Source organism: Microbacterium sp. Yaish 1 (genome assembly GCF_002245215.1).
Classification (GTDB): Bacteria; Actinomycetota; Actinomycetes; order Actinomycetales; family Microbacteriaceae; genus Microbacterium.
This window is the reverse complement of sequence record NZ_NPMR01000002.1, coordinates 1,090,056-1,112,601: the sequence shown is the minus strand read 5'-3', so window position 1 is coordinate 1,112,601 and position 22,546 is coordinate 1,090,056. Positions and strand designations below refer to the sequence as shown.

Below are 22,546 nucleotides of genomic sequence, written 5' to 3'. Positions count from 1 at the left end.
CGGCGCCTCAGGGACGGATGATGTCGAGCGGCATCGTCGAGGTGTCGATGCGCGGATCGTCGTCCTGCCCGGCGACGAGAGCCTCGGCCTCGGCGATCGTCTCGACCGTCGGCACCGACCCGAGCAGCGGCCGCTGCGCCGTCTCGCGCATCGCGAAGAGCGCGACGGCCGCGAGCGCCGAGAAGAACATGATGTAGAACGCGGGCATGTATGTGTTGCCCGTCCACTCGATGAGCGCCTGGCTGAACAACGGCGTCGTGCCACCGAAGAGCGACACCGCCAGGTTGTACGCGATGCCCATGGCGCCGAAGCGGGTCGCGGTGGGGAAGAGTGCCGGCAGCGCGCTCGCCGAGATCGCGACGAACAGCGCCACCGGCACGGCGATGACGGCCAGAGCGATGAACACGGCCCACAGCTCGCCGATCTGCATGATCGCGAACGCGGGAACCGTCAGGACGAGGGAGGCGCCGATCGCGAGAGCGTAGATGCGGCGCCGGCCGAAGCGGTCGCTGAGGCGCCCGACGAACGGGAGGGTCGCCGACATGACGACCAGCACGGGCACCGTCGCCACCGCGGCCGAGAGGTTCGAGAGTCCGACCTCCTTCTCGAGGTAGGTCGGCATGTAGCTGGTCAGGGCGTATCCGGCGGTGTTGGTCGCGGCGACGATCGCCACGGCGACGAGGATCGTCCGCCAGTGGTGGCGCAGGATGCCGCCGATGCCGTGACGGGCCATCGGGTCGTCCTTGCCCAGCGTCGCGCCCGACTCCGACTCCTGCTCGAACGCCGGGGTCTCGGGGATGCGCAGCCGGAACCAGATGGCGACGATGCCGAGCGGGATGGCGACGAGGAACGGGATGCGCCAGCCGCCGTCGACCATCGCGTCCGGGCCCCAGAGGCCCTGAGTGATGAGCGTGGTGAGGGCCACGACCGTGGCACCTGCGGCGAAGCCGACGTACGAGCCGACGTCGAGCCAGGACGCCCAGAAGCCGCGCGAGCGGTCGGGTGAGAACTCGGTCACGTACGTCGAGGCCCCGGCGTACTCGCCGCCCGTCGAGAAGCCTTGCACCATCTTCAGCACGTACAGGGGGACGACAGCCCAGATGCCGATCTGCGCCGAGGTCGGCAGCAGGCCGATGAGCGCGGTCGCGGTCGCCATCATCGCCATCGTCAGGAACAGGACCTTCTGTCGCCCGATCCGATCGCCCAGCGGGCCGAGCACGATCCCGCCGAGGGGACGCACGAGGAACGACACGGCGAAGCCGAGGAGGGTCACCAGCAGGCCCCACGGGTCGGGGATGTCCTCGGCGAACACGACGGTGAGCGTCACGGCGAGGTAGCCGTAGATGCCGAAGTCGAACCACTCCATGAAGTTGCCGACGACGGTGCCGGAGATCGCGGTACGGACCTTCTTGCGTTCGACGACGATGACGTCGTCGACCTCGAGACGTCGGCGGGCAGGCCGCTTCGTGCGCGTGCGTGACATATTCGGTTCTCCTCCGGCAGCGTCGCCGGGCTCGGGTCGCCAGACGACTGTCCTTCGCTCACGGGAGCGTAGACCCCGGTGCCGGGGCCGGCGCAACTTCCGACGGAGGCGTTGCGAACCGGCGTATCGCCGCCTATCGCGCGCGCGTGAGGCGAAGCTGTCCCCGTGCCCGACCGGCGACCGGCGATCCGCCGCATGTCAAGTCGTGTCGGTCGGGAGCGGTCCGCGCCTACCGTCTGATCATGACCGAGCTGACCGCACCCACCGGACACGAGCCCGAGCTGCAGGCGCAGCCCCGACCGGACGGGTCCGCCCCGCGAGCCCTCGTCCTCGGCGCCACCGGGTACATCGGCGGACGGCTGGTGCCGCGTCTCGTCGCGGCGGGGTACCGCGTGCGCGTGCTGGCCCGTACTCCCGAGCGCGTCGCGAGCTTCCCATGGGGAGACGCCGTCGAGATCGTGGGCGGCTCGGCCGACGACGCGGATGCCGTCGCCGAGGCCGTCGATGACGTGGATGTCGTCTACTACCTCATCCACTCGATGGGGGCGGGGGCCGGCTTCGAGGAGGCCGACGAACGGGCCGCCCGCACGGTCGCCGACGCCGCGGCGGCGGCATCCGTGAAGCGCATCGTCTATCTCGGTGGCCTGCACCCCTCCGACGCCGAGTTGTCGCCGCACCTGCGCTCGCGCGTCGAGGTCGGCGAGATCCTGCTGGAGTCCGGCGTGCCGACGCTCGTGCTGCAGGCGGGCGTCGTCATCGGGTCGGGGTCGGCATCGTTCGAGATGGTCCGTCACCTCACCGACGTGCTGCCGTACATGCCGGCGCCGAAGTGGGTGCGAAACCGTATCCAGCCGATCGCCGTGCGTGACGTCCTGCACTATCTGCTCGGGGCGGCTCGCGTCGATCCCGAGCTGAACCGTGCCGTCGACATCGGCGGTCCCGACGTTCTGCGCTACGGGCAGATGATGAACGGGTACGCGCTGGAGGCGGGCCTGCGGCAGCGGGCGATCGCGGCTCTGCCTGTGCTGACACCCGGGCTCGCCTCGCACTGGGTCAACCTCGTGACGCCGGTGCCGCGCGCCATCGCCCGCCCGCTCATCGCGTCGCTCCAGAACGAGTGCGTCATGGACGACCACGACATCGACGACATCATCCCGCAGCCCGAGGGCGGCCTGACGTCGTATCGGACGAGCGTGCGGCTCGCGCTCGGCCGGGTGGACGCCGACGAGGTCGAGACGAGCTGGCAGGACGCCGACGTGCTCGGCGCGCCGAGCGATCCGCTGCCGAGCGACCCCGAGTGGGCGGGGCGGACCGTGTTCACCGACGAGCGCTCCGCCGAAACGACCGCGTCGCCCGAGCGACTGTGGGAGGTGATCGCGGGCATCGGCGGGACGAACGGCTGGTACTCGGCGCGTGCGCTGTGGGAGATCCGCGGCTGGATGGACCGCCTGGTCGGCGGCATCGGCCTCGCACGCGGCCGCCGCAGCCGGGGAAAGGTGCGGGTGGGGGATGCGATCGACTTCTGGCGCGTCGAGGCCGTCGAGGAGGGACGCCTGCTGCGTCTGCGTGCCGAGATGCGGGTGCCGGGCGAGGCCTGGCTCGAGCTGAAGGTCGCCCCGCGGGATGGCGGTGCCCGGTATGAGCAGCGCGCGATCTTCTTCCCGCGCGGACTGGCCGGGCGGCTGTACTGGCTCGGTGTGCTGCCGTTCCACGGGCTCATCTTCACGGCGATGGCCACGCGCATCACCGAGATGGCCGAGGGGAAGGTCGAGGAGGGGCGGATCGCCGTCGAGAACACCCACGCCGACGACGACACCGCCCCGGCGGATGAAGACGCTTCTAGGGTGGGGGCATGAGCCGCTCCGCCGTCGTCATCACCGTCTCCGACCGCTCAGCGCGCGGCGAGCGTCCGGATGCGGCCGGCCCGGTCGCCGTCGAGGCCTTGCGCGCCGCGGGGTGGGAGTGTGGCGATGCGGTGGTCGTCGCCGACGGGGCCGCGTCCGTCGCCGAGGCGCTGCGCGCCGCGATCGCAGGCGGAGCGCGCCTGATCGTCACGACGGGCGGCACCGGCGTGGCACCGCGCGACGAGACTCCCGAGGGTACCGGCGAGGTCATCGAGCGCGAGCTGCCCGGCGTGGCCGAAGAGCTGCGACGCCGCGGCGTCTCCGAGACGCCCACGGCTGTCCTCTCGCGGGGGCGGGCAGGGGTGGTCGGACGAACGCTCATCGTGAACCTGCCGGGGTCGCCGCGCGCCGTCGCATCCGGCATCGATGTGGTGACGGGGATCGCCGGGCACGTCGTCGCCCAGCTCGACGGGCACGATCACTGATGGGCGAGATCCGCATCGCCCGCATCACCGCGGAGCCTCTCGACGTGTCCCGGCATCTGGCGGCCGTCGATTCCTCCGCCGTCGGGGCCGTGACGAGCTTCGTCGGGACCGTGCGCGATCACGACCCGGATGCCGCCGGCGCGGTGGCGGGGCTCCACTACGAGGCTCACCCCGACGCCGAGACGACGCTGCGAGCCATCGCCGAGGCGGCGCTCGGCGACCGTGACGGGATCGTCGCGGTCAGCCACCGCATCGGTGACCTCGCGGTGGGGGACGCGGCCGTCGTCATCGCGGTGGGCACGGCGCACCGGGGCGACGCGTTCGATGTGTGCCGTGAGCTGATCGAGGCGATCAAGCGCGAGCTGCCGATCTGGAAGCAGCAGATCGAGGCCGACGGCACGACCGCGTGGAAGGGGATCGGCGGCTGATCGCGTCGAACCCGGGCCGTCTCAGCCGCCCGCGAAGGGCGGCAGGATGTCGACGGTGACGTCGGGTCCGATCTCGGTCGTGTCGGCGACGCGTGCGCCGTCGACCAGGACGGCGCATTTCGGCAGGATCGCCGCCAGCCCGGGATGCTCCCGCGACAGTGCGTCGCGCAGAGCGCCGAGGCTGGCCTCGGAACGGACCTCCTCGGCCGTCTCCGCGCGCTCGGCAGCCGCGGCGAAGTAGCGCACGCGAGCCATCAGGCGCCCTCGGCGGGACGCCGCCAGTCGCCGCTCCGGCCACCCGACTTCGCGGTGATGCGGACGTTCTCGATCGAGGTCGCCTTGTCGATGCCCTTCACCATGTCGACCACGGCGAGGGCGGCGACCGCGACCGAGGTGAGCGCCTCCATCTCGACGCCGGTGCGGTCGGCGGTGCGCGCGGTCGCCTCGATGTCGATGCCCGCATCGGTGATGTCGAGGTCGACGACGACCCCGTGCACGCCGATCACGTGGGCGAGCGGGAGCAGCTCGGGGGTGCGCTTGGCAGCCTGGATGCCGGCGATGCGCGCGACCGCGAGGACGTCGCCCTTCGGCACCGTGCCGTCGCGGAGGGCTGCGACGACCTCGGGCGAGCAGCGGACGAACCCGCGCGCCGTCGCCGCGCGGACGGTCGGCTGCTTCGCGGTGACGTCGACCATGCGAGCGTGACCGGCGTCGTCGAGGTGAGTGAAGCTCATGCCCTCATTCTTCCAGCAGCACGACCTCGATGAGGTCGCCGGCCTCGACGACGGCGGTCTCGGCCGGGACGACCGCGTACGCCTCGGCGAGGGCGAGGGCGCCCGCGAGGTGCGAGCCCGAGCCCCCCGGTGTCGCCGGGCGCACGCACCACCGTGCGGGGTCGCTGCGGTCGATGACCGCGGGAAGGTATTGCCGGCGCCCCGGTGGTGTGCGCCAGGACTCGGCAGCGGGAAGACGCAGCGCGGGCCGGTGGAGGTCTGAGCGGCCCTGGAGGGCGAGCAGGGCGGGGCGCACGAACACCTCGAACGACACCGCCGCGCTCACCGGGTTTCCCGGCAGGCCGAAGACGAGGGTTCCCGACGGCAGGACTCCGAAGGCCTGAGGCTTGCCCGGCTGCATCGCCACCCGCGAGAAGCGGAGCGCGTCGCCGAGCTCGGTCTTGACGACCTCGTACGCACCCGCACTCACCCCGCCCGAGGTGATGACGACGTCCGCGCGGGATCCACCGGTCGTGGCCTCGGCGATCTCGCGACGGAACGCGGTGCCGCCGTCGTCGACGTGCACACGGCGGACGACGTCGCCGCCCGCCTGACGGACGAGCGCCTCGAGCAGCAGGCCGTTGGACTCGGGGATCTGTCCGCGGAAGCGGGGGAGGCCGGGCTCGACGAGCTCGCTGCCGGTCGAGATGACGACGACGCGGGGAGCTTCCGAGACCGCGACGCGCGCGATGTCGGCGGCAGCGAGGGCGGCGAGCTGCCGGGGACCGAGCAGAACTCCCGCGCCCAGCACCGTGTCGCCGGGGCGGATGTCGTCGTGCGCGCGCCGGACGAACACGCCCCGCCGGGCGGGGGCCGCGAGCACGCGCGCGGTCGTCAGCGAATCGTCGAGGCCGCCCGCGGTGTCTTCGAACGGCACGATGGTGTCGGCGTCGGTCGGCACCGGGGCGCCCGTCATGATGCGCGCGGCCTGCCCGGGGCTCAGGGGCGGATCGTCGGCGGAGCCGGCCGGCAGGTCGGCGATGACCGCCAGATCGACGGGGTGCTCGGCCGACGCATCCGCGACGTCGTCGAAGCGCACCGCGAAGCCGTCCATCGCCGAGTTGTCGAAGTCGGGGATGCCTCCGCGCGCGACCGCGGCCTCGCGAAGGACGCAGCCGGCGGCGTCGGCGAGCCCGGCCGTGCGTGTCGGCAGCGGGCGGACGGCGGCGAGGACGTCCGCGAGCTGCTCCTCGACGGTCCGCAGCCCGCCGCTCACGACTGCCACCGCGCGAGCCCGCCCGCGAGCACGGATGCCGCGACACCGCGGCCCCGGAGGACGTCGGCGGCGCGACGGGCACGGATGCCGTGCGCGCACACGACCACGACCCGGTCGGCATCGACGCGGTCGGGGGCCGCGAGGAGTTCTCCGAGCGGCAGCAGCACCGATCCGGGAAGCACGCCGGTCGCCGTCTCGTGGGGTTCTCGCACGTCGAGCACCACCGCGCCGGCGGACTGCTGCGCGCGAAGCTGCTCGAGGTCGATCTCGGGTGCCGCCGTCCGCCTCGGCCCGGGAGGGGGCGGAGGAACCGGGGCGGTGAGCGCCGCACTCGAGGCCGCGCGCAGGGGCACCTCGTGCTGGGTGCCGGTGAGGGCGTCGACGACGAGGAGCCGGCCCAGGAGCGGTTCGCCGACACCGGTGATGAGCTTGATCGCCTCGGTCGCGAGCATTCCGCCCACCGTCATGCAGAGCGAGCCGAGCACGCCGACCTCGGCGCACGTCGGCAGGTCGTCGGCGCTGCCGGCGGGATAGAGATCGTCGAGGCCGATCGCCGGTACGCCGTCGGGCGGCGCGGTCCAGAAGACGGTGACCTGCGCGTGGAACTCCTGGATGACGCCCCAGACGAGCGGCAGTCCGAGTGCCGCGCAGGCCGCAGCCACGACGGTGCGGGTCTCGAAGGTGTCGGTCCCGTCGATCACGAGGTCGCTGCCCGCCAGCAGACGCGACGCGTTGTCGGCATCCAGCCGCTCGCGGCGCGTCTCGATCCGGGTCTCGGGGGAGAGCGCCGCGGCGGCGCGTACGGCGGAGGCGACCTTCGGCGAACCGACGTCGTCGACCCGGTGGATGACCTGCCGCTGGAGATTGGCGTACTCGACCTCGTCGTCGTCGATGACGGTGATCGTCCCGACTCCGGCGGCCGCAAGGGCGAGGATCACCGGCGAGCCGAGGCCTCCCGCGCCGACGACGGCCACGCGGGCAGCCGCGAGCCGCCGCTGCCCCGCGTCGCCGAGACCCGCGAGGACGGCATGCCTCGCGGTTCGCTCGCGCTCGCGATCCGACAGGGGCCCGGTGGGAGCGACGAGAGGCGGGACGGTCATGGGATCAGGCTAGACGCGCGCGGGGGCACCCCGGGCGCACGGGAGACGCGGAGACGTCAGCATCCGCGGATACGGCCGATTCGGCCCCTGTGATCCGCAGATGCGGGTAGGTTCAGCCCATGACGGCATATCGCATCTCGGAGGCGGCGCGCCTGCTCGGCGTCAGCGACGACACCGTGCGTCGCTGGATCGACCACGGCATCCTCCCGGTCACCGATGACAGCCCTGCACGGGTACCGGGCGACGCGCTCGCGGCCCACGCGGTCGAGCTGGCTTCCGCCGCCGCCGACCCCTCGGATCGGCTCTCGAGCGCCCGCAACCGATTCGTCGGCCTCGTCACTCGCGTGCAGATCGACGGCGTGATGGCGCAGGTCGACGTGCAGTCCGGACCGCACCGGATCGTGTCGCTGATGTCGGCCGAGGCGGCGCGCGAGCTGGAGCTCGAGCCCGGGTCTCTCGCCGTCGCCGTCGTCAAGGCCACCACCGTCGTCGTCGAGACCCCGAAGGACTGAGCCGTGCGCACCCGACGAACGAGCATCGCCGCCCTCGCCGCCGCCATATTCCTCCTGGCCGGATGCGCCGTGGGCGCCGGCCCCGGCGGAGGGACGGATGCCGAGACCGGCGTCGCGGAGTCCGAGTCCGGCTCCGCGGGCCCCGACATCTCAGGCGAGGTCACCGTGTTCGCCGCGGCGTCGCTGAAGACGGGTTTCGACGAGCTGGCGGCCGAGTTCGAGCGGCGGCATCCGGCCGTGACGATCTCGCCGATCAGCTACGACGGGTCGTCGACGCTCGCGACGCAGCTGATCGAGGGCGCGCCCGCCGACGTGTTCGCCTCGGCCGACGAGACGAACATGCGGAAGGTCGTCGACGCCGGGCTCGCCGCCACCCCGGACGTCTTCGCGACGAACCGGCTCACCCTCCTCGTGCCCGCCGGGAACCCCGGTTCGATCGCCGGCCTGGCAGACCTCGCGGACGAGGAGCGCACCGTCGTGCTGTGCGCACCGGCGGTGCCGTGCGGTGCGGCATCGGAGACGCTTCTCAGCGACGCCGGTGTCATCGCGAGCGTCGACAGCTACGAGCAGAACGTCACGGCGGTGCTGACGAAGGTCGCGAGCGGTGAGGCCGATGCCGGGCTCGTGTATGTCACCGACGCCGCCCTGACCGACGACGTCGAGACCGTCGACACCCCCGGCGCCGACGACGTGGTCAACCGGTATCCGATCGCGGCGCTCGCCGACGCGCGGTCGCCCGAGGCTGCGGAGGCGTTCGTCGCCTATGTGCTGTCGGCGGACGGCCAGGCGGTGCTCCGCCGTCTCGGCTTCGGTGCCCCGTGAGCGCCGACGCGACCGGGCACCCCCGCGCGAAGCGCCGCAGCGCGCCGGGGCACCTGCCGCGCGTCCTCGTCCTGCCCGCCGTCCTCGGGCTCGCGCTGCTCGTGGTCCCGCTCATCGCGCTGGTGGGGCGCGTCGACCCCGCGACGGTCTGGGCCGACGTCACCTCGCCCGAGGCCGGCGCGGCGCTCGCGCTGTCGCTGCAGACCGCTCTCGCCGCGACCGCCGTCTGCCTCGTCCTCGGCGTGCCGCTCGCCCTCACGATGGCCCGGGCGGGCGCCCGCGGTGCGGCGGTGCTGCGCGCCGTCGTGACGGTTCCGCTCGTGCTGCCGCCGATGGTCGGCGGCGTCGCCCTGCTGTTCCTGTTCGGCCGTAGCGGCTGGCTGGGCGCGGTGCTCGGCGAGGCCGGCATCCGCATCCCGTTCACGACTGCGGCCGTCGTCATCGCGCAGACCTTCGTCGCCCTGCCCTTCCTCGTCCTCGCGCTCGAAGGCGCCCTGCGGGCCACGGGAGTCGGTTACGAGCAGACCGCCGCCGCGCTCGGCGCGGGACGGTGGCGCATCCTGTTCCGGGTCACCCTGCCCCTTGCCGCCCCCGGGCTCATCGCGGGAACCGTGCTGTGCTTCGCGCGCGCCCTCGGCGAGTTCGGTGCGACGGCGCTGTTCGCCGGCAACGCGCCCGGCGTCACGCAGACGATGCCGCTGGCGATCTACACGGCGTTCAACGGCGCGGGGGTGTCGCAGGGCACGGCTGTCGCGCTGTCGCTTCTGCTGCTGATCACCGCGATCGCCGCGCTGCTGCTCGTGCGCGCCTGGCGGCCGGGCGGCGCCCGATGAGCGCGCGGCTCACCGCTCGCGTCCGAGTGCAGCGCCCCGGCATCGCCGTGGCCGCCGACCTCGTCGCCGAACCGGGCGAGGTCGTCGCGGTCATGGGGCCGAGCGGCGCGGGCAAGACGACGGTGCTCGAGGCGATCGCCGGCCTCGTCCCGCTCGATGCGGGATCGATCCGCGTCGACGACGACGAGGTCGCCGGCCCCCGCCGCCGGGTGGCGCCGCAGCAGCGTGGCATCGTGATGCTGCGTCAGGACCCCGGCCTCTTCCCGCACCTCTCGGCGCGCGAGAACGTGGCTTTCGGCCTGCGATCTCGCGGAGAGCCGGCGCGCCGGGCGCGCGACATCGCCGAGGACTGGCTCGAACGGGTCGGTCTCGCCGGCGTCGACGCCCGGTACCCCCGAGAGCTGTCGGGCGGTCAGCAGCAACGGGTCGCCCTCGCCCGCGCGCTCGCGGCGCGGCCCCGCGTCATCCTGCTCGACGAGCCGTTCACGGCGCTCGACCCGGCGACCGCCGCCTCGCTGCGGACGATGCTCGGCGAGCAGCTGCGCGCCGCCGGGACGACGGCCGTGATCGTCAGCCACGATGCCCTCGATGCCGCCGCGGTGGCCGATCGGCTTGTTGTGCTCGAAGCAGGACGCGTGACCCAGAGCGGCTCCGTCCGCGACGTGCTGCGGAGCCCGGCGACGGCGTTCGGCGCGGCCATCGCGGGAATGAACCGCGTCGTCGGCAACGTGGTCGGCCAGGGCGATGACGCGGTCTGGCAGGCCGGCACCCTCTCGGTGCCCCGACCCGGAGCGGACGGTGGTCCCGCTGCCGCTCTGTTCCGCCCGAGCGACGTCCGGCTCGATGGGGCCACGGCCGGCGACGGGCTCGTGCGGTCGGGCGCTGCGCCGTCGGGGGCTGCGCCATCGGAGGACGACCGCGTCGTGTGGCTGGCTCCCGTCGTGCGGCTCGAGCCCACGGTCGGCGGGGTACGGGTGCTCGTCGCCGATCCGCCGCTGGCGGTCGACATCCCGGTGGATCTGGCCGCGGACATCCGTGCGGGCGCCCCCGTGCAGCTCTCGCTGACGGCCGCCGCGATCACGTGGGGCTGAGTGGCACGATGGGGGCATGCCCCACATGCGTGCCGTCCGGCCCGGCGATGACGCCGCGCTGAGCGAGATCTGTCTGCGAACCGCCGACCACGGCTCCGATGCCGCGGGGATCTTCGACGACGACGACATCTGGGGAGCGGTCTTCGTGCTGCCCTACGCCGAGCGGCATCCGGATTTCGCTTTCGTCGTGGCCGATGACGACGACCGCGCGATCGGCTACGTCGTCGCGACACCCGATACCGATGTCTTCGAGGAGTGGTTCCGCGCCGAGTGGTGGCCGCGGTTCGCCGACCGGTGGCCCGAGCCCTCGCCCGATGACACCTCGCGCCAGGCGGGGACGCTGCGGTACGCCTACGGCCGACGCCCCGGAGCCGAGCCGCTCGCCGAGGCGTATCCCGCGCACCTGCACATCGACCTGCTGCCCGCGGCGCAGGGACAGGGGTGGGGGCGCCGGCTGATCGACCGGGTGTCGGAGCAGCTGCGGGCGTCGGGCGTCACCCGCCTGCACCTGGTCGCGTCGGCGGCCAACGCCGGGGCACTCGCCTTCTACGACCGCCTGGGCTTCGAGCGCCTGCCCTCCTCGCCCGGCGCCCAGGCCTTCGGCATCGATCTCGCGCGCTGACGTCCGGTCAGACCGCGCGGGGGTGGCCCGCGCGTCAGCCGGCGAGCAGGCGCCCGTCGGAGATGCGGACCGTGCGGTCGACGAGCGAGCTCGGCACCCGCACGTGCGAGATGAGCACGACGGCACGTTCCTCGTCGACGGCCGAGAGCAGATCGCGCATCAGCGCGTCGGATGCCGCGGGGTCGACCCCGGCCGTCGGCTCGTCGAGCACGAGCACGGGGAAGCCGTGGAGCAGCGCACGAGCGAGCGCGATGCGCTGCGCCTGACCGCCCGAGACGAGGGCGCCGTGCTCGCCGACGCGAGCGTCGAGACCGCCGCGCTCGCGCAGCCATCCGCCCAGGCCGACGCGCTCGAGCACGGCCTCCAGCTCGGCGTCGGTCGCGGTGTCGCGGGCGAACAGGAGGTTCTGGCGGATGTCCTCGTCGAAGAGCATCGGCTGCTGTTCGCACAGTCCCACCGTCAGGCGCACGTCGTCGGGGGAGAGGTCCTGCACGTCGGTGCGCCCGACGCGGTAGCTCCCGTCGACGTCGAGGAAGCGGACGAGGGCATGCGCGAGCGTGGACTTGCCCGCACCGCTCGAGCCGACGACGAGCAGGCGCTCACCCGGACGGACATCCAGGTCGATACCCGTGAGGGCGGGACGCTCGGCGCCGGGCCACGTGACCGACACGTCGCGGAGGTGCAGGCCGTCGCCGAGCGCGGGCGCGACGCCCGTGGGGACGACGCTGCTGTCGACGAGACCGGCGGGGATGCCGCTCGGCACGGTCTCGGCGATGCGCTCCGCCGACGCGTGCACCTGACGCCAGGATGCCGCCGCGAGCGGAACCGTCTGGAAGACCTCGAACACGGCCATCGGCACGAGGACGGCGACGGCCAGCCACGGACCGCCGAGGGTCGCGACATCCGGTGCGGTCACGGCGACCGCGAGGATCGACGCGGCGCCGGCGGCCAGCGAGACGATGGCCGCGCTTCCGGCTTGCGCCCCGGTTCGGCGGACGACCGCACGGCGCAGGTCGGCGTCCGCGGCCTCGATACGGCGCCGGCTCTGCTCTTCGGCCCCGTAGGCCAGCAGCACGTCGAGGCTCCCGAGGTGGTCGGCGACGGCGTCGGCGAGGCGCGCGCGGAGCGGGGCGATCGTGCGCTCCGCGCGGGCGCCCGCCACCCAGCCCCAGCCGGTGGCCGCCGCCGCGGCGACCACGAGGCAGCCGAGCAGGGTGAGCCCGGCCGGCCACGAGACGGTCGCGACGAAGACCACGGCGGCGAGGGCCACTGTGGCCGATGCCACCAGCGGCTCGACGACCCGCAGGGGCAGGTTCTGCAGGTCGTCGACGTCGTCGACGAGGGCGGAGAGAGCGGATCCCCGGCGGATGCGGCCGAGCCCGTCGGGCGCGAGCGGGATCAGGCGTCGGACGAGGTCGGTGCGCGTCGTGGCGAGCTGACGCAGCGCCGCGTCGTGCGACGTGAGGCGCTCGAGGTAGCGGAAGACGGCGCGCGAGATCGCGAACGCCCGCACCCCGACGACGGCGGCCATCACGTACATCACCGCGGGCTGTTCGCTCGCGCGGACGATGAGCCACGCGCTGCACGCGAGGAGCGCGACGGCCGAGGCCTCCGTCGCGAAGCCGGTCGCGAGGGCGCGCCAGAACCGTCGCGGCGCCGGCATCGCGCCGCGGAGCACGTCGGCGGTCGTCGTCATGCCGTCACCTCGGATCGGGGTCGCACGTCCACGAGCACGTCGGCGATCGAACGGGCCGTCTCCCGGTGCGAGACGAGCAGGACGGTCGCGCCGTCGTCCGCGACGCGGCGCAGACTCTGCCACAGGGCGGCCTCGGTCTCGGCGTCGAGAGCCGCGCTCGGCTCGTCGAGGGCGATCACCGGTGCCCCGACGACCGCGTGCCGGAAGAGGGCACGCGCGACCGCGACGCGCTGCGCCTGACCGCCGGAGAGGCCCGCGCCGCGCACGCCGAGCTCGAGCGCCGGGTCGAGGCCGGCGGCGCCGGCCGCGGCGAGTGCACGAGCGACGGCCCGCTCGCCCGCGGCCCCCGCGGTACGGTCCGAGGGAGCGCCGAGCGTGACGTTCTCGGCGACGCTGCCGGCGATGAGGCCCGGGTCCTGTCCGGCCCAGGCGAGCCACGACGCCGGCGGCGGAACCTGTCCGCCGTCCAGGGTCAGCTCGCCCTCGAACGAGGCCACGCCGCGCAGCGCGGCGAAGACGCTGGACTTTCCCGCGCCGCTCGGCCCCGACAGGAGCGTGATGGTGCCGGGCCTCGCCGTGAACGACACCGGCGCGAGCAGCGAGTCGCCGCGCCGCACCCGGAGCTCATCGGCGTGGAGGACGCCGCGTTCCGTTGCGACGCTCGTCGCCGCATCCGTCCGCGCTGAGCTCGCGGCCTCCTGCCGCGGCAGCGCCCGCGCCGCGTCGAGGACCTCGAAGACGTCGTCGGTGGCCGCGACCCCTTCGGCGGCGGCGTGGAACTGGACGCCGACCTGACGCAGCGGAAGGTACGCCTCGGGGGCCAGCAGCAGCACGAAGAGTCCGACCGAGAGGGCGAGGGAGCCATCGATGAGCCGGAAGCCGATCGACACCGCCACGATCGCGACGGAGATCGAGGCGAGGAACTCCAACGCGAAGCCCGACAGGAACGACACCCGCAGCACGCGCATCGTCTCGATGCGGTAATTCTCCGTCACGCGCTCGATCGACGTCGCGGCCCGGTGCTGCCGCCCGAACACCGTGAGCGTCGATAGGCCGCGGACGGTGTCGGCGAAGCGGGCTGCGAGCTGGCGGAGCGTCTGCCACTGCGCCCGCTGGACGGCGCGGGTCGCCAGGCCGATCAGCACCATGAAAAGCGGGATCAGCGGCATCGTGAGCAGGACCGTGAGCCCGGAGATCCAGTCGCTCCACCAGATGACGGCGATGAGCACGGGCGTCGCGATGACCGTCAGGACGAGCTGCGGCAGGTAGCGGCCGAAGTACGCGTCGAGCGCGTCGAGGCCGCGGCCGGCGGTCACGGCGAGCTGAGCGGAGTTCCGGCTCGCGAGCCATCCGGGGCCGAGGCGACCGACGGCAGAGGTGAGTCCGCCGCGCAACTCGCTGCGCACCCGGGCAGCGGCGCGAGCAGAGACGGCCTCGCGCAGCCAGAGGAGCCCGGCGCGCGCGGCGACGACGGCCGCGAGGGCACCGAGGATGCGCATGAGGTCGGCGACCGGCATCCCGCCGATGGCCCCGACGATGGCCTGCGTGGTCAGCCACGCGAAGCCGACGATCACGGCGGTCTGGGCGAGGCCGATCGCCCCGATCGCAACCAAGAAGACGCGCGAGGCCCGCGCGTAGCGCAGCAGCCGCGGATCCACGGGCCGCCCGCTCGAGCGTGCGGGCGCCTCGGGCTCGTCCATGCTCACCCTTCGATCCTGCCTTACCCCGGGACCGGGATGCCTCGGGCCCGGCGCGGTCGCGCGGATCCGAGGCATCCCGTGCCGGTCAATGGGCGACGAGCTCGGCCTCTTCGATACGGGCCCGCGTGATGCGCTTGCGGAAGACCCAGTACGTCCAGCCCTGGTAGAGCAGCACCAGGGGCAGGAAGATCACGGCCGCCCAGGTCATGATCGTGAGCGTGTAGTCGGTCGACGACGCGTTCTCGATCGTCAGGTTCCACGCGGGGTCGGTCGACGACGGCATGACGTTCGGGAACAGCGAGAGCCAGAGGGTCAGCACGGCGAACATCACGGTGCCGGCGCCTCCCGCGAAGGCCCACCCCTCGCGGCCGACCGCATTGGCCAGGAGCGCCCCGATGAGCGTGAGCGCCGCCGCGGCGGCGGTCACGAACACCAGGGGCAGCAGCGGCGCCTGCGCCTGCATCGCCGAGAGCACGGTCCACGCGAGGAAGACGGCAGCGGCGACCAGGGTCAGCAGTCCCGACTTCGTCGCGAGCCGGCGAGCCTGCTCGCGGACCGGGCCGTCGGTCTTGAGGGCGACGAAGTAGACCCCGTGCGTGAAGAACAGCAGCAGCGTCACGACACCGCCGAGCAGACCGTAGGGGTTGAGGAGCGTGAGAAGGGTGCCGGTGAACTCCTTGTCGGCATCGATCGGCACGCCCTGCACGATGTTGGCCACCGCGACGCCCCAGAGGAAGGCGGGGAGAGCCGAGCCCACCACGATCATGAGATCGAAGCGCTTGCGCCAGGTGGCGTCGTCACGCTGGTGGCGGTACTCGAACGAGACCCCGCGCAGGATCAGGGCGATGAGGATCAGCAGCAGCGGCAGGTAGAACCCGCTGAAGAGGGTCGCGTACCACTCCGGGAACGCCGCGAACAGGCACGCGCCCGCCACGATGACCCAGGTCTCGTTGAGGTCCCAGACCGGGCCGATGGTGTTGATGATCTGGCGCCGCGAGACGTTGTCCTTGCCGAGGAAGGGCAGCGACATCCCGACGCCGAAGTCGAACCCGTCGAGGACGAAGTAGCCGACGAAGAGCACTCCGACGATGAAGAACCAGACGTATGCGAGATCCATGTCGTGCTCCTCAGTAGACGGTGGTCTGGGTGTGGGACGCCGAGGCGTCCTCGGCTTCGGGCGAGCCCGGCTCGGGCAGCGGGTCGGGACCCTTCTGCGCGGCCTTGCGGATGAGTCCGAACTCGACGACCGCGAGCGATGCGTACACCGCAGTGAAGGCGATGAGCGAGATGAGCACCGTCCAGCCGGGCACGTTGGGTGAGACCCCGTCCTCGGTCAGCATGAGGCTGAAGACGATCCAGGGCTGACGGCCCATCTCGGTGAACACCCAGCCGACGAGGCTGCCGAGGAGGGGGAGGGGAGCCGACCAGATGGCGACCTTCCACATCCATCGGGCGACGGGGCGCTGAGCCTTCTTGCGCGTGACCCAGAGGCCGGCGACCGAGATGAGGGTCGCGATGCCGCCGAGGCCGATCATCCAGCGGAACGACCAGTAGGTGACCCACACGATGGGGCGGTAGTCGACGCCCGCCCCGAAGGTCTCGGTGTACTGCGCCTGCAGGTCGTTCAGGCCCTCGACGCACCCGTCGAAGCTGTGGGTCGACAGGAACGACAGCAGATAGGGCACGCGCAGCGACCAGACCTCCTCGGTGCCGTCGGGGGTTCCGATGGAGAAGATCGAGAACGATGCGTCCGCACCGCACGCACTGTTGAACATCGCCTCGGCCGCGGCCATCTTCATGGGCTGGGTCGCGACCATGACGAGGCTCAGCTGGTCTCCCGAGAGGGCGACGCCGACGAACGAGACGATCATGCCCCACATGCCGAAGCGGAGCGCGGGACGCATCGTCTCGACGTGCTGCGCGCGCGAGAGGTGCCAGGCGGCGACCGCGATGACCACGGCAGCGGCGAACATCCAGGCGGCGAAGATCGTGTGCGGGAATGCGGCGAGCACGATCGGGTTGGTCAGGACCGCGCCGAAGTCGATCAGTTCCGCCCGACCGCCGTCGCCGGCGATCTGGTACCCGACCGGGTTCTGCATGAACGCGTTGGCGGCGAGGATGAAGTACGCCGACAGGGTCGACCCGAGCACGACCATCCAGATCGAGAACAGGTGGAGCGCCTTGGGCAGCTTGTCCCAGCCGAAGATCCACAGGCCGATGAAGGTCGCCTCGAAGAAGAAGGCGAGGAGGCCCTCGAAGGCCAGCGGTGCGCCGAAGATGTCGCCGACGAAGCGCGAGTAGGCCGACCAGTTCATGCCGAACTGGAACTCCTGGACGATGCCGGTCACGACGCCCATGGCGAAGTTGATCAGGAAGATCTTGCCGAACAGGCGGGTCAGGTGCAGCCACTTCACGTTGCCGGTGCGGTGCCACACCGTCTGGAAGATCGCCACCACGAGAGCCATCCCGAGGGTCAGCGGCACGAAGAGGTAGTGGTACAGCGTCGTCAGACCGAACTGCCAGCGTGCCAGCAGGAGCGGATCGAGGAAGTCCATCGGGGCGTGCCTTTCGGGAGGCGAGGGTTTCGACAGGCTGAAGGTATCGAGTGTGGTTTTCCCCGGTCTCAGGGGCGGCCGGGAATAATGCTACGCGTGGTCAGACCACTAAGCAAGGTGCTGTCAGACCACAAGTGGCGGTTCCGATCCGGCGCGACCGACCCTCGGGTGCTCGGAAGCCGCTTACGCTCGACCCATGGGGGAGCCGCTCGTCGACAGATTCGCCCGGGTCCACCGCGACCTGCGCATCTCGCTGACCGACCGCTGCTCTCTCCGCTGCACGTACTGCATGCCCGAGCAGGGCAACGAATGGCTCGCGAGGCAGAGCATCCTCACCCTCGATGAGATCGTCGAGGTCGCGACCGTCGCCGCAGCCGCGGGCATCACGACGTTCCGCCTCACCGGTGGTGAACCGCTGCTGCGCACCGACATCGTCGAGATCGTGCGTCGGCTCGCGGCGATCGAGTCGCCCGACGGCCCGATCGAGATCGCCATGACCACGAACGGCATCCGGCTGCCCGAGGTGCTGCCCGACCTCGTCGCCGCCGGGCTCTCTCGCCTGAACATCTCGCTCGACACCCTCGACCGAGAGCGGTTCCGGAACCTCACCCGTCGCGACCGCCTCGACGAGGTGCTCGACGGAGTGCGCGCCGCTCAGGCATCCGGGCTCCGGCCGCTGAAGATCAACGCCGTCGCGATGCGCGGTGTCAACGACGACGAGCTCGCCGACCTCGTGGCCTTCGCCGTGGCGCACGATGCGCAGATGCGATTCATCGAGCAGATGCCGTTGGATGCCGGCCACACCTGGGACCGGTCGAGCATGGTCACGCGCGAGGAGATCCTCGAGGCGTTGTCGGCGCGCTGGAGCCTCGAGCCCGTCCCCGGCCGTGGTGGCGCGCCCGCCGAGCGGTGGCGGCTCGACGGCGGCCCGCACACGGTCGGCGTCATCGCATCGGTGACCGCCCCGTTCTGCGGCGCGTGCGACCGGATGCGGCTGACCGCCGACGGCCAGCTGCGCAACTGCCTCTTCTCGATCGACGAGTACGACCTGCTGCCGGTCCTGCGCTCCGAGACGCCGCCCGAGGCGCGAGCCGAGAGGATCGATCGGGTGCTGCGCAACTGCATCGCCGGCAAGAAGGCCGGCCACGCGATCGACGACCCGGGCTTCCTCCAGCCCGCGCGCGGGATGAACGCGATCGGCGGCTAGGTCGGAGCTTCGGCTCAGGTGCGGGGTGCGGTCGCCTCGCGGCGGGCTGGTGCGATCAGGATCGCGCCCCCGGCGAGGCACGTCGCGGCGGCTGCGGCGAACACGAGCGCCGGGCCGCCGTGGGGGAGCAGTGCACCGATCGCTGCCGCGCCGACCGCCTGTCCGACCATGAAGGTCACGAACAGGAGAGCTGTGCCGGCGGCCGCGTGTCCGGCATCGATCCGCGTCGTCCACCCGATGAGCGCGCCCGAGGCGGTGACGTACGCCCACCCGAACCCGGCGCACGCGACGAGGACGAGCGCCGGATTCGCCGGGGCGGCGCCGACCGCGAGCGTCGACCCGGCGATGAGACCCGCGCCGATCAGCCAGAGCACGCGGGGGTGCAGGCCGGACACGGGCCGCGATGTCACGATGACGGCGGCGCCGCCGCATCCGAGCAGGATCCACGCCAGCACCGACTGGGTCTGCGATCCGCCCGCGTCGACCACGACGGTGCGGCCGTAGTTCCAGATGGCCGACGCGCCGATTCCGAGCAGGACGGATGCCGCGATCGCCGAGCGATGCGCTGTCCACCACCCGCCCGGCGGGAGAAGGGGAGGCCGGCTCGCGCCTTCGTCTCCCGCAGCGCTGCCCCGCGGGTGGTCGGTGACGAGGACGGCGACCCCCGCCGTGACGGTCGCGAGCGCCGCGATCAGCCAGCAGGCGCGCCAGTCGGGGGAGAGGGCCAGGGCGATGAAGCCGGCGACGACGAGGCCCGGGCCGGTCCCCGCGTTGACGATGGCCTGCGGAGTGCTCGACTCGTGGCCGGCGAACGTGCGCGCGACCAGGCGCACGAGGGCGGGCGAGGCGAGCCCCGCGCCCGCGGAGGAGATCGCTGCGGCGGGGGCGAAGGTCACCGCATCCGTGGCCGCCGCGATCCCGACGGCGCCGCCGCCCGCCGTGAGGATCGCCGCGACGACGAGGACGCGCGGGTGACGCTCGGCGGCCAGGAAGCCGACGAGCGCGGCGACGGCGTAGACGATCGACGCCGCCGCCGAGACGAGGCCGGCGGCGGCGGTGTCGATGCCGAGGTCGGCGCTCATGTCGGGCAGATGGAGTCCGAAGGCGAGGCGCACGAGGCCGTAGGTCGCCGCGATCAGCGCGACACCGGAGGCGACGAGACCCCACCGCCGAAACAAAAACGACCGTTTCACTTTACCGAGCATAGAGTGCTGGCATGGGAATGCGGCCGCGCACGGAGGAACGCATCCTCGACGCCGCCGAGGACCTCTTCTTCACGCAGGGCATCGCCGCGACGCCGATCGACGCCGTGATCGCGCGTGCCGGAGTGTCGGCGGCGACCCTCTATCGCGGATACGCGAGCAAAGAGGCGCTACTCGCGGCCGCGCTCGAACGGCGGCAGCGGACATGGATCGAGGCGTGGGACGCCGCCGTCGCGCGCAGCACCGACGACGAGGAGCGGCTGCTGGCGGTGTTCGATGCGTTGACGCTCTTCCGCGACGAGCCGCGGGGGTCGCGCTGGTGCGCCTTCCTCGGGGCGGCCGCCGAATACGCCGATCCGCCGCCGGAGGTGGCATCCGCTGTTCGCGCCGACACCGAGGGCATGCGGGCGCGGCTGACGGAGCTCGCGCGTCCGATCGCCGGGGCCGCCGCGACCGAGCTCGCGGAGCGGCTGCTCCTCGTCGTCAGCGGCGACCTGGCGATGCGGCTGCGCGAGCGCGGTCACGACACCGCGCTCGCGCGCTCGACGGCGGCGATTCTGATCGCGGACGCCCGGGGGTGAGGTCGGACTCGGCCCGGGCGTCGATTCCGTCCGCGTCAGTCGTGGGTGGTCGCGGCGTGCAGCAGCTGGATGATGCAGACCGACGGGTCGCACGAGGAGCGCATGCCGTCGACGGCGAGCGGTCCGCCCGCCTCGGTGAGCACGCCCTGCAGCAGGCTCAGGTGCACGCTGCAGAGCACTTCCCGGTGATCGGCCTGCGCGGTCGCGTGGGCGCAGGGGGTCAGATCGACCGTCAGCGCGGTGTCGTCGATGATCGGGTCGAAGCCTTCGTCCTCGAGCTCCTCGACGAGGGCATCGAGCTGATGCAGGGCGCGGGTCTCGAGCACGTCGGGGACATCGACGGTGAGGACGCGGCGCATGAGGTCGCCGCGCTGCGCGGCATCCCGCACCTTGCGGCGCTGGATGGCGCTGCGGGTCGCGTCTCCGTCGGCGGCGCTGTAGAGCACGCGCGGACGACCGCGGGTGGTGCGGTGTTCCTTCTCGGCGACGATGAAACCGTCGGAGATCAGGCGTGCGAGGTGCTCGCGGATGGTGTTCGGGTGCAGGTCGGTGGCCTCTTGCAGCTCGAGGATCGTCCGGCGGGGCTGCTCCTGGATGAGGTGCAGGATCTCCACGCGGGAGTAGCTCGAGATGGCGCTGTATCCGACGGTCGCGGTGCTCATGGGACTCATTAAACACGGAAAACCGCCTGTGGTCTTACCACACCGTGAAATTTGTGGGTTTGCTCGCGCGTCCTAGGTGCGGAAACCGCAAACCTCGGAGGAAACGGCGAACCTCGGAGCCCGCTCGCGCAGGGCTCCGAGGTTCGCGTGATTCTCCGAGCTGGGGGTGCCGCGGATCAGGCCTCCGGGGTCCAGGTCGACACGCGGGTGAGCTCGGCGATCTCGTCGGCCGTGAGCTCGACGCGCCCGCCGTCGAGCAGGCCCTGCACCTGCTCGAGGCGCGAGGCGCTCGCGATCGGCGCGGCGACGGTCGGCTGCGAGCGCAGCCACGCGAGAGCGGCCGAGGCGATCGACACGTCGTGTGCGGCGCCGATGCGCTCCAGGGTGTCGATGATCTGCAGACCCTGCGGCGTCGCGTACACGGCGGCGCCCTCGGCGCGCGGGGTGTTGTGGGCCGAGGCATCCGTCGACCGGTACTTGCCGGTCAGGAAGCCCTTCGCGAGAGCGAAGTAGGGGATGAGGCTGAGGTTCTCGCGCTCGGCGATCGGCACGATCGTCTCTTCGACCTCGTTGCGGTGCACGAGGTTGTAGTGCGGCTGGATGGCCACGGGGCGGGCGACGCCGGTCTCATCGGCGATGCGCAGCCACTCCTCGATGCGCTCGGCGGTGTAGTTCGACACGGCGATGTGGCGGACGAGGCCGTCGGCGACGAGCTGGCCGAACGCGCCGACGGTCTCTTCGAGCGGGGTCTCCTCGTCGTCGAAGTGGGCGTAATAGAGGTCGATCGCGTCGACGCCCAGGCGCTTCAGGGAAGCCTCGGCGGCGGCGCGGATGTTCGACGCGGAGAGTCCGCGGAAGTCGGGATGCTGGCTCACCTTCGTCGCCACGACGACCTCGGGGCGGCTGCGCGCTGCGAGCCATTCGCCGATGATCGTCTCGCTCTCGCCGCCGCTGTGCCCGGGTGCCCACGCGCTGTACACGTCCGCGGTGTCGACGAAGTTGCCGCCTCCCTCGACGAAGGCATCGAGGATCGCGAACGATGTGTCGCGGTCGGCGGTCCAGCCGAAGACGTTGCCGCCGAGGGCGAGGGGGAAGACGGAGAGGTCGCTGTTTCCGATCGTGCTCATGATCGGTTCAAGGTACCGGGCTGTGTTGGTATTCCGGCTCGTGAACGACGACGCGCCAACTCCTCAGAATCCGGCCCGATAGCGGTGTCTCGGGTCCTGCCAGCGGCAGCGGGGCCCGGATCTGAGGAGTTCGCGCGGTGCCTGTGCGCAGCTGTGTCAGCGCGTGCGGGTCGAGCCGCGGCGCGTGACGGCGACGTAGATGCCGAGCACGATGATGGCGCCGATGATCGAGCCGATGATGCCGGAGGGCTGCAGGAAGCCGCCCTCGGGGCTGTGGTTGAAGATGAGGAATCCGAGGAATCCGCCGACGAACGAGCCGACGATGCCGAGCACGATGGTCATCAGGATGCCGATGTTCTGCTTGCCGGGGATGACGGCGCGTGCGATGAAGCCGGCGATCAGTCCGACGAGGATGAGGCCGAGGATCGTCCAGAGCATGGTGCTTCTTCTTTCTGTGCAGGAACAGGCGCCGGTCGGGCACCCGGGGCGGACGACACGTTATGGCCGAGCCCGCGGAATCCCGCTCGCTCTTTCGCCCACACCCGCCGTGGTTGTACCCTGGCCGGCCGTTCGGCACGCCCCGAGCACGCACCCTCGCCGCGAGAAC

Annotated in this window: 23 protein-coding genes; 10 read left to right on the top strand and 13 right to left on the bottom strand. The window is 72.2% G+C overall.

What is annotated here, in order from left to right; all coding sequences use genetic code 11:
* Positions 1-7: 7 nt before the first annotated feature.
* On the bottom strand, positions 8-1,483 hold the full coding sequence (locus tag CI089_RS14405; RefSeq protein WP_094262137.1) for an MFS transporter: 1,476 nt from the start codon (positions 1,481-1,483) through the stop codon (positions 8-10).
* Positions 1,484-1,725: 242 nt separating this feature from the next.
* Here CI089_RS14405 and CI089_RS14400 point away from each other — a divergent pair, with 242 nt between their 5' ends.
* From CI089_RS14400 to CI089_RS14390, 3 genes are read left to right on the top strand one after another with little or no spacing between them, the layout of a single operon-like run.
* Positions 1,726-3,339 carry an SDR family oxidoreductase gene (locus CI089_RS14400; RefSeq protein ID WP_094262136.1) on the top strand — a complete coding sequence of 538 codons (1,614 nt, stop codon included), beginning with the start codon at positions 1,726-1,728 and terminating at the stop codon, positions 3,337-3,339.
* Positions 3,336-3,812: a MogA/MoaB family molybdenum cofactor biosynthesis protein gene (locus tag CI089_RS14395; protein ID WP_094262135.1), complete on the top strand. Its 477-nt coding sequence runs from the start codon at positions 3,336-3,338 to the stop codon at positions 3,810-3,812. Before CI089_RS14400 ends, CI089_RS14395 begins: the two co-directional genes overlap by 4 nt.
* Positions 3,812-4,240, top strand: coding sequence for a molybdenum cofactor biosynthesis protein MoaE (locus tag CI089_RS14390; RefSeq protein ID WP_094262134.1), 429 nt, complete (start codon positions 3,812-3,814; stop codon positions 4,238-4,240). Before CI089_RS14395 ends, CI089_RS14390 begins: the two co-directional genes overlap by 1 nt.
* 21 nt (positions 4,241-4,261) lie before the next feature.
* Here CI089_RS14390 and CI089_RS14385 read toward each other — a convergent pair whose 3' ends face one another.
* The 4 genes from CI089_RS14385 to CI089_RS14370 are packed head-to-tail and all read right to left on the bottom strand — an operon-like array spanning position 4,262 to position 7,329.
* Positions 4,262-4,495, bottom strand: a complete 234-nt coding sequence (locus CI089_RS14385; RefSeq protein WP_094262133.1) for a MoaD/ThiS family protein — start codon at positions 4,493-4,495, stop codon at positions 4,262-4,264.
* On the bottom strand, positions 4,495-4,974 hold the full coding sequence (moaC, locus tag CI089_RS14380; RefSeq protein ID WP_094262132.1) for a cyclic pyranopterin monophosphate synthase MoaC: 480 nt from the start codon (positions 4,972-4,974) through the stop codon (positions 4,495-4,497). Before moaC ends, CI089_RS14385 begins: the two co-directional genes overlap by 1 nt.
* A gap of 4 nt (positions 4,975-4,978) precedes the next feature.
* Entirely contained in the window at positions 4,979-6,238 is a 1,260-nt protein-coding gene (locus tag CI089_RS14375; protein WP_306426979.1) for a molybdopterin molybdotransferase MoeA, read from the bottom strand.
* Positions 6,226-7,329: a ThiF family adenylyltransferase gene (locus CI089_RS14370; protein WP_094262130.1), complete on the bottom strand. Its 1,104-nt coding sequence runs from the start codon at positions 7,327-7,329 to the stop codon at positions 6,226-6,228. The genes CI089_RS14375 and CI089_RS14370 overlap by 13 nt, the downstream gene beginning before the upstream one ends.
* Before the next feature lie 119 nt (positions 7,330-7,448).
* Here CI089_RS14370 and CI089_RS14365 point away from each other — a divergent pair, with 119 nt between their 5' ends.
* Genes CI089_RS14365 through CI089_RS14345 form a run of 5 tightly spaced genes read left to right on the top strand, consistent with a single transcriptional unit; the run spans position 7,449 to position 11,209 of the window.
* On the top strand, positions 7,449-7,841 hold the full coding sequence (locus CI089_RS14365) for a TOBE domain-containing protein (RefSeq protein WP_094262129.1): 393 nt from the start codon (positions 7,449-7,451) through the stop codon (positions 7,839-7,841).
* A gap of 3 nt (positions 7,842-7,844) precedes the next feature.
* Positions 7,845-8,663, top strand: coding sequence for a molybdate ABC transporter substrate-binding protein (gene modA, locus CI089_RS14360; protein WP_094262128.1), 819 nt, complete (start codon positions 7,845-7,847; stop codon positions 8,661-8,663).
* 53 nt (positions 8,664-8,716) lie between these two features.
* Entirely contained in the window at positions 8,717-9,496 is a 780-nt protein-coding gene (locus CI089_RS14355; RefSeq protein ID WP_370877349.1) for an ABC transporter permease, read from the top strand.
* On the top strand, positions 9,493-10,587 hold the full coding sequence (locus CI089_RS14350; RefSeq protein ID WP_094262126.1) for an ABC transporter ATP-binding protein: 1,095 nt from the start codon (positions 9,493-9,495) through the stop codon (positions 10,585-10,587). Before CI089_RS14355 ends, CI089_RS14350 begins: the two co-directional genes overlap by 4 nt.
* 16 nt (positions 10,588-10,603) lie before the next feature.
* Positions 10,604-11,209: a GNAT family N-acetyltransferase gene (locus tag CI089_RS14345; protein ID WP_094262125.1), complete on the top strand. Its 606-nt coding sequence runs from the start codon at positions 10,604-10,606 to the stop codon at positions 11,207-11,209.
* A gap of 34 nt (positions 11,210-11,243) precedes the next feature.
* On the opposite strand, the gene cydC is transcribed toward CI089_RS14345, so the two are convergent.
* The 4 genes from cydC to CI089_RS14325 form a co-directional block, all read right to left on the bottom strand.
* Positions 11,244-12,905, bottom strand: a complete 1,662-nt coding sequence (gene cydC, locus CI089_RS14340; RefSeq protein WP_094262124.1) for a thiol reductant ABC exporter subunit CydC — start codon at positions 12,903-12,905, stop codon at positions 11,244-11,246.
* Positions 12,902-14,605 carry a thiol reductant ABC exporter subunit CydD gene (cydD, locus tag CI089_RS14335; RefSeq protein WP_094262123.1) on the bottom strand — a complete coding sequence of 568 codons (1,704 nt, stop codon included), beginning with the start codon at positions 14,603-14,605 and terminating at the stop codon, positions 12,902-12,904. Before cydD ends, cydC begins: the two co-directional genes overlap by 4 nt.
* Positions 14,606-14,690: 85 nt before the next feature.
* Positions 14,691-15,722: a cytochrome d ubiquinol oxidase subunit II gene (gene cydB, locus CI089_RS14330; RefSeq protein ID WP_094262122.1), complete on the bottom strand. Its 1,032-nt coding sequence runs from the start codon at positions 15,720-15,722 to the stop codon at positions 14,691-14,693.
* A 10-nt stretch (positions 15,723-15,732) separates the two neighbouring features.
* Positions 15,733-17,160, bottom strand: a complete 1,428-nt coding sequence (locus CI089_RS14325) for a cytochrome ubiquinol oxidase subunit I (protein ID WP_094262121.1) — start codon at positions 17,158-17,160, stop codon at positions 15,733-15,735.
* A 196-nt stretch (positions 17,161-17,356) separates the two neighbouring features.
* Between CI089_RS14325 and moaA the strand changes: the two genes are divergently transcribed.
* Positions 17,357-18,367, top strand: a complete 1,011-nt coding sequence (gene moaA, locus CI089_RS14320) for a GTP 3',8-cyclase MoaA (RefSeq protein WP_094262120.1) — start codon at positions 17,357-17,359, stop codon at positions 18,365-18,367.
* A 14-nt stretch (positions 18,368-18,381) separates the two neighbouring features.
* Here moaA and CI089_RS14315 read toward each other — a convergent pair whose 3' ends face one another.
* Complete coding sequence (locus tag CI089_RS14315) at positions 18,382-19,560, bottom strand: MFS transporter (RefSeq protein WP_179223346.1); 1,179 nt, start codon at positions 19,558-19,560, stop codon at positions 18,382-18,384.
* 23 nt (positions 19,561-19,583) lie between these two features.
* Here CI089_RS14315 and CI089_RS14310 point away from each other — a divergent pair, with 23 nt between their 5' ends.
* Positions 19,584-20,150, top strand: coding sequence for a TetR/AcrR family transcriptional regulator (locus CI089_RS14310; protein WP_094262118.1), 567 nt, complete (start codon positions 19,584-19,586; stop codon positions 20,148-20,150).
* Between the two features lie 35 nt (positions 20,151-20,185).
* Here the strand turns inward: CI089_RS14310 and CI089_RS14305 are convergent, their stop codons facing one another.
* The 3 genes from CI089_RS14305 to CI089_RS14295 form a co-directional block, all read right to left on the bottom strand.
* Positions 20,186-20,812, bottom strand: coding sequence for a helix-turn-helix transcriptional regulator (locus CI089_RS14305; protein WP_094262117.1), 627 nt, complete (start codon positions 20,810-20,812; stop codon positions 20,186-20,188).
* 176 nt (positions 20,813-20,988) lie between these two features.
* A complete protein-coding gene (locus tag CI089_RS14300; RefSeq protein ID WP_094262116.1) occupies positions 20,989-21,939 on the bottom strand; it encodes an aldo/keto reductase in 951 nt (316 codons plus the stop codon).
* A gap of 156 nt (positions 21,940-22,095) precedes the next feature.
* A complete protein-coding gene (locus tag CI089_RS14295; RefSeq protein WP_094262115.1) occupies positions 22,096-22,377 on the bottom strand; it encodes a GlsB/YeaQ/YmgE family stress response membrane protein in 282 nt (93 codons plus the stop codon).
* Positions 22,378-22,546: the final 169 nt, after the last annotated feature.

What these genes read in the sequence shown, in the direction of transcription:
- moaC (WP_094262132.1), bottom strand. Translation starts at nt 4,974, where the DNA reads ATGAGCTTCACTCACCTCGACGACGCCGGTCACGCTCGCATGGTCGAC.
- CI089_RS14405 (WP_094262137.1), bottom strand. Translation starts at nt 1,483, where the DNA reads ATGTCACGCACGCGCACGAAGCGGCCTGCCCGCCGACGTCTCGAGGTC.
- CI089_RS14305 (WP_094262117.1), bottom strand. Translation starts at nt 20,812, where the DNA reads ATGAGCACCGCGACCGTCGGATACAGCGCCATCTCGAGCTACTCCCGC.
- cydC (WP_094262124.1), bottom strand. Translation starts at nt 12,905, where the DNA reads ATGACGACGACCGCCGACGTGCTCCGCGGCGCGATGCCGGCGCCGCGA.
- CI089_RS14390 (WP_094262134.1), top strand. Translation starts at nt 3,812, where the DNA reads ATGGGCGAGATCCGCATCGCCCGCATCACCGCGGAGCCTCTCGACGTG.
- CI089_RS14370 (WP_094262130.1), bottom strand. Translation starts at nt 7,329, where the DNA reads ATGACCGTCCCGCCTCTCGTCGCTCCCACCGGGCCCCTGTCGGATCGC.
- CI089_RS14365 (WP_094262129.1), top strand. Translation starts at nt 7,449, where the DNA reads ATGACGGCATATCGCATCTCGGAGGCGGCGCGCCTGCTCGGCGTCAGC.
- CI089_RS14385 (WP_094262133.1), bottom strand. Translation starts at nt 4,495, where the DNA reads ATGGCTCGCGTGCGCTACTTCGCCGCGGCTGCCGAGCGCGCGGAGACG.
- CI089_RS14395 (WP_094262135.1), top strand. Translation starts at nt 3,336, where the DNA reads ATGAGCCGCTCCGCCGTCGTCATCACCGTCTCCGACCGCTCAGCGCGC.
- CI089_RS14400 (WP_094262136.1), top strand. Translation starts at nt 1,726, where the DNA reads ATGACCGAGCTGACCGCACCCACCGGACACGAGCCCGAGCTGCAGGCG.
- moaA (WP_094262120.1), top strand. Translation starts at nt 17,357, where the DNA reads ATGGGGGAGCCGCTCGTCGACAGATTCGCCCGGGTCCACCGCGACCTG.
- CI089_RS14350 (WP_094262126.1), top strand. Translation starts at nt 9,493, where the DNA reads ATGAGCGCGCGGCTCACCGCTCGCGTCCGAGTGCAGCGCCCCGGCATC.
- CI089_RS14310 (WP_094262118.1), top strand. Translation starts at nt 19,584, where the DNA reads ATGGGAATGCGGCCGCGCACGGAGGAACGCATCCTCGACGCCGCCGAG.
- CI089_RS14325 (WP_094262121.1), bottom strand. Translation starts at nt 17,160, where the DNA reads ATGGACTTCCTCGATCCGCTCCTGCTGGCACGCTGGCAGTTCGGTCTG.
- cydD (WP_094262123.1), bottom strand. Translation starts at nt 14,605, where the DNA reads ATGGACGAGCCCGAGGCGCCCGCACGCTCGAGCGGGCGGCCCGTGGAT.
- CI089_RS14345 (WP_094262125.1), top strand. Translation starts at nt 10,604, where the DNA reads ATGCCCCACATGCGTGCCGTCCGGCCCGGCGATGACGCCGCGCTGAGC.
- CI089_RS14295 (WP_094262115.1), bottom strand. Translation starts at nt 22,377, where the DNA reads ATGCTCTGGACGATCCTCGGCCTCATCCTCGTCGGACTGATCGCCGGC.
- cydB (WP_094262122.1), bottom strand. Translation starts at nt 15,722, where the DNA reads ATGGATCTCGCATACGTCTGGTTCTTCATCGTCGGAGTGCTCTTCGTC.
- CI089_RS14300 (WP_094262116.1), bottom strand. Translation starts at nt 21,939, where the DNA reads ATGAGCACGATCGGAAACAGCGACCTCTCCGTCTTCCCCCTCGCCCTC.